Raw genomic sequence first — 8,201 nt, 5'->3', positions numbered from 1 at the left:
GGCCGAGGGCGGGTCGAGGTGGCGGGCGGCGGGTGCGCCGCGGGCCCAGTCGCGTTCGAACTGGGCGACCAGGTACGCCACGGTGGTGGGGTCGGGCGCGCTCGGCGTCGGGGTGGCCGGACGCGGCGCGGCGGGCGGGGGCGTGGTGGACGAGCCCTTGCCGCCGGGAGCGCCGGACGGGCTGCCGGACGGCCAGACCGGGGTGCCGTAGTCGGTGGCCGGACGGTCCGGCGCCTGGTGCGCCCGGGCGCCGGTGCGGACGGCGGCGCCGAGCATCGAGCCGAGCAGCAGGGTCAGGCCGACCACGACCGTGGTGACGACGGTGCCGCGGCGCAGCACCCGGCGGCGCAGCGCCCCGGGCGCGTCCGCGCCGAACCGGCGCCAGGCCTCCAGGCTGAGCCGCCCGTCCAGCGAGGCGAACGGCGCCCCGGCGATCAGCAGCGGGCTCCACGCCGCGAGGAAGATCAGGTCCGGGGTGTCGTAGACCGGGACGGCCCGCCAGCTGACGGTGAACAGCAGCGCGGCGGAGAGCGCCATCGCCGCACCCGCGGCGAACCGCTGCCAGAGGCCGAGGACGGTCAGCACGCCGACCACGACCTGGGTGAACGACACCACCAGGCCGGCGCCCACCGGGTGCGCCATGGCGAAGGCCAGCAGCGGTTCGGCGACCTTCCAGGGGTGCAGCGAGGAGAGCCAGCGCATCATCGAGCCGCGCTCGCCGCCGTCGAAGTACACCGGGTCGCAGAGCTTGCTGAACCCGGCGTAGACCGAGAGCGAGCCGAGCACGGCGCGCAGCGGCAGCAGCACCAGGCCGAGGTCGACCCGGCGGCCCGGGTACCAGGGCTGGCGGCCCTCGGCGTCGACGGCGGAGACCTCGGGCAGCTCGCCGCTCGGGGTCCAGCCGTGCGGCTCGCCGACCGGGCCGACGCCCGCGTCGGTGGCGGTGCCGGCGCCCTCGCGGGGCTGGCGCGGGAGGGCCCGGGCGCCCGCGAGGGACGGCAGCAGCTGGGTGTCCGCGTCGACCAGGCGGACGCCGCCGGCCGGGGTGCCGCCCTGGCGCACCGCCTCCAGCAGCTGGGTGGCCGCGAGGTCCCCGGGGGGCGCCTGGCCGGTCCAGGTGACGGCGGTGACCCGGCCCTTGCGGCGCGGTGCACCGCCGACCTCGGCCCCGGCCAGCACCGGGACGGCGGAGGCGGGCACGACGACCTGCGGGGTGACCAGCGGACGGCGGATCAGGCCCTGGTTGGCGTACGGGTCGCCGAACGCGGCGCCGGTGGACAGCAGTCCGGCCGGGGCCTCGATCAGCGGCGCCACCGGGGCGCTGAGCCGGAGCTTGAAGCTCGCCTGGGTGCTGCTGAGCCGCGAAGGGTCCGACTCCACCTTGACGGTGTTGAGGCCGGGGCCCGCGTCTATCCCGGTGCTGCCGTTGCCGAACAGGGGGCGCCGAGGTGTTCTGGTGTCCACGCCCGTCTAACCGGGTGACGGCCGCTTAGGACACTCTCCCGGGTGGCTGTCCGGCGCACAATTGAAGTGATCATGAAAAAAGCGATCGGGCCCGATCAGGGCCCGATCGCCTTCCACTCGGATTGCGGGGAATTCGGAAGATCGCCTGCGCTCCGCTCCCCGACCGTGCTCAGCGCTCAGCCGTACCCGGAGCAGCGCTCAGCCGCGCCCCGCCCGCGCCAAGCGCTCAGCACTCAGCGCTCAGCGCTCAGCGCTTGGCACGCAGCCGCGCGGCCTCGTACAGCACGATGCCCGCCGCGACACCGGCGTTCAGCGACTCGGTCAGGCCCGACATCGGGATCCGGACCCGCATGTCGCAGGTCTCCGAGACCAGCCGGGACAGGCCCTTGCCCTCGCTGCCCGCGACGATCACCACCGGGCCGGTCAGCAGCTCCAGGTCGCCGATCTCGGCCTCGCCGTCGGCGGCCAGGCCGACCACCATCAGGCCGGCCTTCTGGTAGGCCTCCAGGGTGCGGGTCATGTTGGTGGCCCGGGCGACGGGCAGCCGGGCCGCGGCACCGGAGGAGGTCTTCCAGGCACCGGCGGTCATGCCGGCCGCGCGGCGCTCGGGGATGACCACGCCGTGCGCGCCGAAGGCGGCGGCGGAGCGGACCACGGCGCCCAGGTTGCGCGAGTCGGTCACGCCGTCCAGCGCGATGATCAGCGCGTCCTGGCCGGCGTCGGCGGCCTCCTCCAGCAGGTCCTCGGGGTGCGCGTACTCGTACGGCGGCACCTGGAGCACCAGGCCCTGGTGGTTCATCCCGCCGGTCATCTGGTCCAGCTGGGCCCGCGGGGCCTCCATCAACGGGATGCCGCGGTCGTTGGCGGCCTGGAAGGCGTCGCGCACCCGGTCGTCGGTGTCGATGAACTGCTGGACGTACAGCGCGTTGGCCGGCACGTCGCCCTGCAGGGCCTCGACCACCGAGTTGCGGCCGAAGACCAGCTCGGCGCTGCCCGCGCCGCCGCGGCCACCGCGACCGCCGCCGCCGGACCGGCGCATGCCGGCCCGGGCCTTGGCGTCCCGCTCGCGCTTGAGCGCGGCGTTGGCGGCGCGCTGCTTGGGGTGGCCCTTGCGCTCCTCGCCGGGCGGGGTCGGGCCCTTGCCCTGGAGGGCCTTCCGGCTGTGCCCGCCGGTACCGACAGACGCGCCCTTCTTCGATCCGGGGTTGCGGCGGTTCCTGCGCTGGCTGTTGCCGGCCATGGCTGTACTTCCTGTCTGTCCGGCATGCCGCGGCCGTCCCGGTCTGCCCGGTGGCGGTCGTCGGCATGCGCTACGTCATGCGGGAGGGCCGCACCGGTCCGGTACGGCCCACCCATCACCCCGATCGTCGGATGGGGTTACTGGCTGTTGATCGTCCAGCGCGCGCCGGACGGGGTGTCCTCGATCGCCAGCCCGGCCAGGCCGAGCTGGTCGCGGATGGCATCCGCGGTGGCGAAGTCCTTGCGCTCGCGCGCCGCCTGCCGCTGGTCCAGGACCAGGCGGACCAGCGAGTCGACCACGCCGTGCAGGTCCTCGCCGCGCTCCGTCCCGGCCCAGTGCGGGTCGAGCGGGTCGAGGCCCAGTACACCGAGCATCGCACGGACCTCGGCCAGTCGCGCCACCACGCTCTCCTTGTCGTCCGCGTTCAGGGCGCTGTTGCCCTGACGGACGGCGGTGTGCACGACGGCGAGCGCCTGCGGCACGCCGAAGTCGTCGTCCATCGCCTCGGCGAAGGCCGGCGGCACCTCGGCCGCCGCGTCGACCGTGCCGCAGCGCTCCACGGCGCGCTGGACGAAGCCCTCGATCCGGCCGAAGCCGGCCTCGGCCTCGCGCAGCGACTCCTCGCTGTACTCGATCATCGAGCGGTAGTGCGGGGCCGCCAGGTAGTAGCGGAGCACGATCGGGCGCCAGGCCCGGACCATCTCGGAGACCAGCACCGAGTTGCCCAGCGACTTGCTCATCTTCTCGCCGGCCATGGTGACCCAGGCGTTGTGCACCCAGAAGTTGGCGAAGTCGTCGCCGTACGCCTTGGACTGGGCGATCTCGTTCTCGTGGTGCGGGAAGATCAGGTCCAGCCCGCCGCCGTGGACGTCGAAGGCCGCGCCCAGGTACTTGTGGGCCATCGCCGAGCACTCCAGGTGCCAGCCCGGACGGCCGCGGCCCCACGGGGTCTCCCAGCTGGGCTCGCCCGGCTTGGCGGCCTTCCACAGCGCGAAGTCGTGCGGGTTGCGCTTGCCGAGCTCGGCGTCGCCGACGGCGGGGCGCAGGTCGGCCAGCTTCTGGTTGGAGAGCGCGAGGTAGTCCGGGTACGACTCGACGTCGAAGTAGACGTTGCCCTCGGCCGCGTAGGCGTGGCCCTTGGCGATGAGCCCCTGCATCATCTCGATCATCTCGGGGACGTGCCCGGTGGCCCGCGGCTCGACGGTCGGCGGCAGGCAGCCCAGCGCGTCGTAGCCGTCGTTGAAGGCGCGCTCGTTCGCGTAGCCGATCTGCCACCACGGCGTGCCGAGCTCGCGCTCCTTGGCGATGATCTTGTCGTCGATGTCGGTGACGTTGCGGACGAAGGTCACCTGGTAGCCGCGGTAGGCGAACCACCGCTGCATGATGTCGAAGTTGAGCCCGGACCGGATGTGCCCGATGTGTGGCGCCGACTGGACGGTAGCGCCGCACAGGTAGATCGAGACACAACCCGGTACAAGCGGGACGAAGTCGCGTACCTGGCGGGTGCTGGTGTCGTACAGACGAATGCTCACAGCGTCAAGCGTAGTGGGCAGCGGGGGGTGCCCCGCCACATTCCCCGGGACAACGGGGGCGCGGTCCCGGGGAAACGGGGGCGTTGTCCCGGGACAGCGGGGGCGTGGTCCCGGGACAGCGGGGGCCGCGGGCGGGGGTCAGATGCTGCCGACCACCTTGCTCGGGGTGAGCCGGACGACCACCCGGACGTCGTCCGGGCCGTCCCAGGTGTACGTGTCCACGCCGCGGTACTTGGCGGCCAGCTCGTCGATCAGCTCCCGGCCGCCCTCGGTGGTCAGCGAGACCTCGCCGCGCGCCTCCAGGTACTCGTACGGGTTGTCCGCCGGGTTGACGAGGATCGAGACCCGCGGGTCCCGCTCCAGGTTGAGGTGCTTGCGACGGCCCTGGACGGTGGAGAACAGGATGTCGTCGCCGTCCCGCTTGACCCAGACCACGGAGGACTGGGGGCTGCCGTCGGGCTGGATCGTGGAGACCACGGCGAAGCTCTTGTCGTCGAGCAGGGCCTTGGCGCGGTCGGAGAGCTGGGCGGTCACGGATTACCTCTTCTCGTCGGCGGTGCGGCCCGAGCGGAAGCCCCGTACGGGCCCGAGCCGAACACTAGCGACTCGGGCCCCGGGAACACCGGGTGAACGCCCGTCAGGCGCGGGTTCTTCCCGCGCCCGCGACCGCACCCGCTTCCGTCCGCCCGCTTCCCGCCGCCCGCCGCCCGCCGCCCGCTTCCCGCCGCGACCGGCTCAACGCCGCTCGTACACCAGGGCGGTGGCGATCGCGGCCAGGCCCTCGGCCCGGCCGGTCAGGCCCAGCCCGTCGGTGGTGGTGCCGGAGACGGACACCGGGGCGCCGACCGCCTCGGACAGCGCGGCCTGCGCCTCGGCCCGCCGCTTGCCGATCTTCGGCCGCACGCCGATCACCTGGACCGCGACGTTGCCGATCTCGAAGCCCGCCTCGCGGACCAGCCGGGCGGCCTCGCCGAGCAGCTTCACCCCGGGCGCGCCGGCCCACTCCGGGCGGTCGGTGCCGAAGTGGGCGCCCAGGTCGCCGATCCCGGCGGCCGAGAACAGCGCGTCGCAGGCGGCGTGCGCGGCGACGTCGGCGTCCGAGTGCCCGGCGAGCCCGACCTCGGCGTCCGGCCAGTCCAGCCCGGCCACCCGGAGCGGGCGGCCGGCCTCGAAGGCGTGCACGTCGGTGCCGATCCCGACGCGAGGGATCACGGGGGTCTGCGGGTCAGTAGGCATCGGCGGCCCTCCGGCGGGCGAGTACGGCCTCGGCGAGCACGAGGTCCAGGGGACGGGTGACCTTGAACGCCTCCTCGTGGCCGGGCACCACGACGACCCGGCCGCCGTAGCGCTCGACCAGGCCGGCGTCGTCGGTGACGGGCGGCGCGTCGGCGGTGCCCGCGCTCTCCTCGGCCAGCGCCTTGGCGTGCACCTCGACCAGGGTGGCGCGGTCGAAGCCCTGCGGGGTCTGCACCGCGCGCAGGGTGGCGCGCTCGGGCGTGTCGAGCACCGGCTCGGGGTGGCCCGGGTTCGGCTCGACCCGCTTCACGGTGTCGGCCAGCGGCACCGCGGGCACCACGGCCCGCGCCCCGGCCCGGACGGCGGCCGCGACGGTGTCCACCACCTCGACCGGGACCAGCGGGCGGGCCGCGTCGTGCACCAGCACGATCCCGACCTCGTCCGGGATCGCGGCCAGGCCCAGCCGGACCGACTCCTGGCGGGTCGCCCCGCCGGCCACCACCCGGATGTCCTTGCCGTCCAGCCCGTGGCTGTCCAGCAGGGCGACCACCTCGGCCACCCCGTCGGCGGGTGCGGCGACCACGACCAGGCCGACCGCCCGGCTGCGGGCCAGGGCCCGGACGGCGTGCACCAGGAGCGGCACGCCCCCCAGTTCCCGCAGGGCCTTCGGGGCCCCGGGCCCCAGCCGCTCACCGCGTCCGGCGGCGGGCACCACTGCTGCTGCGACTGCTCCTGACGCGTTCAGGTTTCACTCCTTCGGCGAAGTGGGTATGGCCATGGCGTGCCCGGCGGGCGCACCGGGCCCCTTCCGAAGAACCACGGTCCACCGTCCGCCGCACAACTCCGCAGGCTCCGCGAAGTCAGCGGGTGCAGAAACGGTCTTGCCGGCCTGGGCCGGCTCGGGCGGGTGGCGTGGTCCGGACATGCCTCAGCGCCCGAAGTGCCACTGCGCCGCTCCCGGACGGTTCGTCCGAGGAGTGGCGCGCCGGCACCGGGCGCTGTGAGCGTTGGGCGGCAGCCCGACCGCACTGCGGTGGCGCGCGCTACGAGGCGAGGACCTCGTCGAGCAGCGTCTCCGCCTTGTCCTCGTTGGTGTTCTCCGCCAGCGCGAGCTCGCTGACGAGGATCTGGCGCGCCTTCGCGAGCATCCGCTTCTCGCCGGCCGAGAGGCCGCGCTCGCGCTCGCGGCGCCAGAGGTCGCGGACGACCTCGGCGACCTTGATGACGTCGCCCGAGGCGAGCTTCTCCAGGTTCGCCTTGTAGCGACGGGACCAGTTGGTCGGCTCTTCCGTGTACGGTGCCCGCAGCACCTCGAAGACCCGGTCCAGACCCTCCTGGCCGACTACATCGCGCACGCCGACGAACTCCGCGTTCTCGGCGGGCACGCGGAGCGTCAGGTCTCCCTGCTGCACCTTGAGCACCAGGTAGGTCTTGTCCACACCTTTGATCTGGCGAGTTTCGATGGCCTCGATCAGCGCGGCCCCGTGATGGGGGTAGACCACCGTGTCGCCAACCTTGAACGTCATGTGACAGGACCCCTTCCGTGGCTTTCCAGAATAACACGCTTCTCGGCCCACCCGAAGGGCGTTTTCGCAGGTCAGGGCCGGTCTCGGGGCTTGACAAGGACCCCCATGACGTGCTGCGACCGGTGTTCGAGAGGGGCTTCCCGCAGGTCGGAGGCGGTTCCGGGGTTCGGCGAAACCCTTGCGCAACACCCCGGCAACCATGATTGGATCTTGAGCTTTCACCCCTTTCCAGGTCGCGACCCAATCGTTATTCGATCTTGGTCGAACCTTGTCCGTCGAGTGACCAGGACATGCCGGACGTACCGCCGGACGGCCCCCGGCGGCCCCCGGGAGTGCGACACGGGGACCACCCCGTGAGGAGCGCATAAGCGAGGTCGATAATCTGAGACCTGACCACCCGACACGTGACCTAGGAGAAGCCGCCGCCGTGAGCCGCAGCCTTCGACGCGGCAGCATCGCCGCCCTCGCCGCCATCGCCATCGCCTCGCTGTCCTCCTGCGCCGCCGGCAACACGCCGGACACCCTGCAGATCAAGCCGGACAACGCGGCGGCGACCCTCGGAACGAACCTCCGGCTCAACAACATCGTGGTCGTCACCGGCGAGCACGCCTCCGGCGACCACACCGGCCCCGCCAACGTCGTCGTGAACATCGGCAACAGCGCGAACACGCCGGCCGAGCTCCAGTCCGTCACCGTCGGCGGTGCCGCTGCCACCTTCGCGGACGCCGCCGGCGCGCCGCTGTCCAGCATCGTCGTCCCGGCCGGCGGCTCGGTCGCGATCGGCGGCCAGGGCAACCCCTCCGCCACCCTCGCCTCCGCGACCGTCCACGTCGGCGGCTTCGCTCCGACCGTCTTCACCTTCAAGGACGGCCAGAAGGTCGAGGCCCAGGCCGGCGTGAGCCCGGACTCGGGCGAGCACGGCCGCGGCCTCTACAAGGGCTTCGGGCCGACCCCGTCCCCGACCGCCACCCCCGCCAAGACCGCCACCCCGGGTGCCCCCGCGCCGACCGCCGGCGCCGCCACCCCGGGCGCCCCGGCCACCGGTGCCGCCGTCCCGGCCGGCGCCGCCACCACCCCGGCCGTCCCGGCCGCGCACTGACCCACCCCGCAGGACCGCGGTGCGGCACAGGATCTTGACGTCCTGCCAGAGGCTCCAGCTCTCGATGTAGCGGTTGTCGAAGCGGGCCCGGTCCTCGATCGAGG

General features: G+C 73.6%; 8 protein-coding genes and 1 pseudogene. 1 reads left to right on the top strand and 8 read right to left on the bottom strand.

Annotation, left to right across the window (positions count from 1 at the left end; genetic code table 11):
• The 7 genes from ABZW03_RS32470 to ABZW03_RS32440 form a co-directional block, all read right to left on the bottom strand.
• On the bottom strand, positions 1 to 1,464 hold a 1,464-nt coding region (locus ABZW03_RS32470), incomplete at its 3' end, for a DoxX family membrane protein (protein ID WP_355266326.1).
• A gap of 247 nt (positions 1,465 to 1,711) precedes the next feature.
• On the bottom strand, positions 1,712 to 2,704 hold the full coding sequence (gene rlmB, locus ABZW03_RS32465) for a 23S rRNA (guanosine(2251)-2'-O)-methyltransferase RlmB (RefSeq protein ID WP_355266323.1): 993 nt from the start codon (positions 2,702 to 2,704) through the stop codon (positions 1,712 to 1,714).
• Positions 2,705 to 2,841: 137 nt separating this feature from the next.
• Positions 2,842 to 4,236 (bottom strand): cysteine--tRNA ligase, encoded by a 1,395-nt coding sequence (gene cysS / locus ABZW03_RS32460; RefSeq protein WP_355266320.1) that lies wholly within the window; start codon positions 4,234 to 4,236, stop codon positions 2,842 to 2,844.
• A gap of 138 nt (positions 4,237 to 4,374) precedes the next feature.
• Positions 4,375 to 4,770, bottom strand: coding sequence for a PPOX class F420-dependent oxidoreductase (locus tag ABZW03_RS32455; protein ID WP_355266317.1), 396 nt, complete (start codon positions 4,768 to 4,770; stop codon positions 4,375 to 4,377).
• A 201-nt stretch (positions 4,771 to 4,971) separates the two neighbouring features.
• A complete protein-coding gene (gene ispF, locus ABZW03_RS32450; RefSeq protein WP_355266314.1) occupies positions 4,972 to 5,472 on the bottom strand; it encodes a 2-C-methyl-D-erythritol 2,4-cyclodiphosphate synthase in 501 nt (166 codons plus the stop codon).
• A complete protein-coding gene (ispD, locus tag ABZW03_RS32445) occupies positions 5,462 to 6,217 on the bottom strand; it encodes a 2-C-methyl-D-erythritol 4-phosphate cytidylyltransferase (RefSeq protein WP_355266329.1) in 756 nt (251 codons plus the stop codon). The genes ispF and ispD overlap by 11 nt, the downstream gene beginning before the upstream one ends.
• Before the next feature lie 298 nt (positions 6,218 to 6,515).
• On the bottom strand, positions 6,516 to 6,998 hold the full coding sequence (locus ABZW03_RS32440) for a CarD family transcriptional regulator (protein WP_014136563.1): 483 nt from the start codon (positions 6,996 to 6,998) through the stop codon (positions 6,516 to 6,518).
• Positions 6,999 to 7,425: 427 nt separating this feature from the next.
• On the opposite strand from ABZW03_RS32440, the gene ABZW03_RS32435 reads away from it, so the two are divergent.
• Positions 7,426 to 8,097: a DUF461 domain-containing protein gene (locus ABZW03_RS32435; RefSeq protein WP_355266332.1), complete on the top strand. Its 672-nt coding sequence runs from the start codon at positions 7,426 to 7,428 to the stop codon at positions 8,095 to 8,097.
• A gap of 9 nt (positions 8,098 to 8,106) precedes the next feature.
• Here the strand turns inward: ABZW03_RS32435 and ABZW03_RS32430 are convergent.
• Positions 8,107 to 8,201 (bottom strand): annotated as a pseudogene (locus ABZW03_RS32430) (sugar transferase); the annotation flags it as partial.

Origin of the sequence: Kitasatospora sp. NPDC004799, assembly GCF_040609095.1 — a bacterium.
Classification (GTDB): Bacteria; Actinomycetota; Actinomycetes; order Streptomycetales; family Streptomycetaceae; genus Kitasatospora.
The sequence above is the reverse complement of the archived record's forward strand: the minus strand, read 5'-3'. Positions and strand labels throughout refer to the sequence as shown.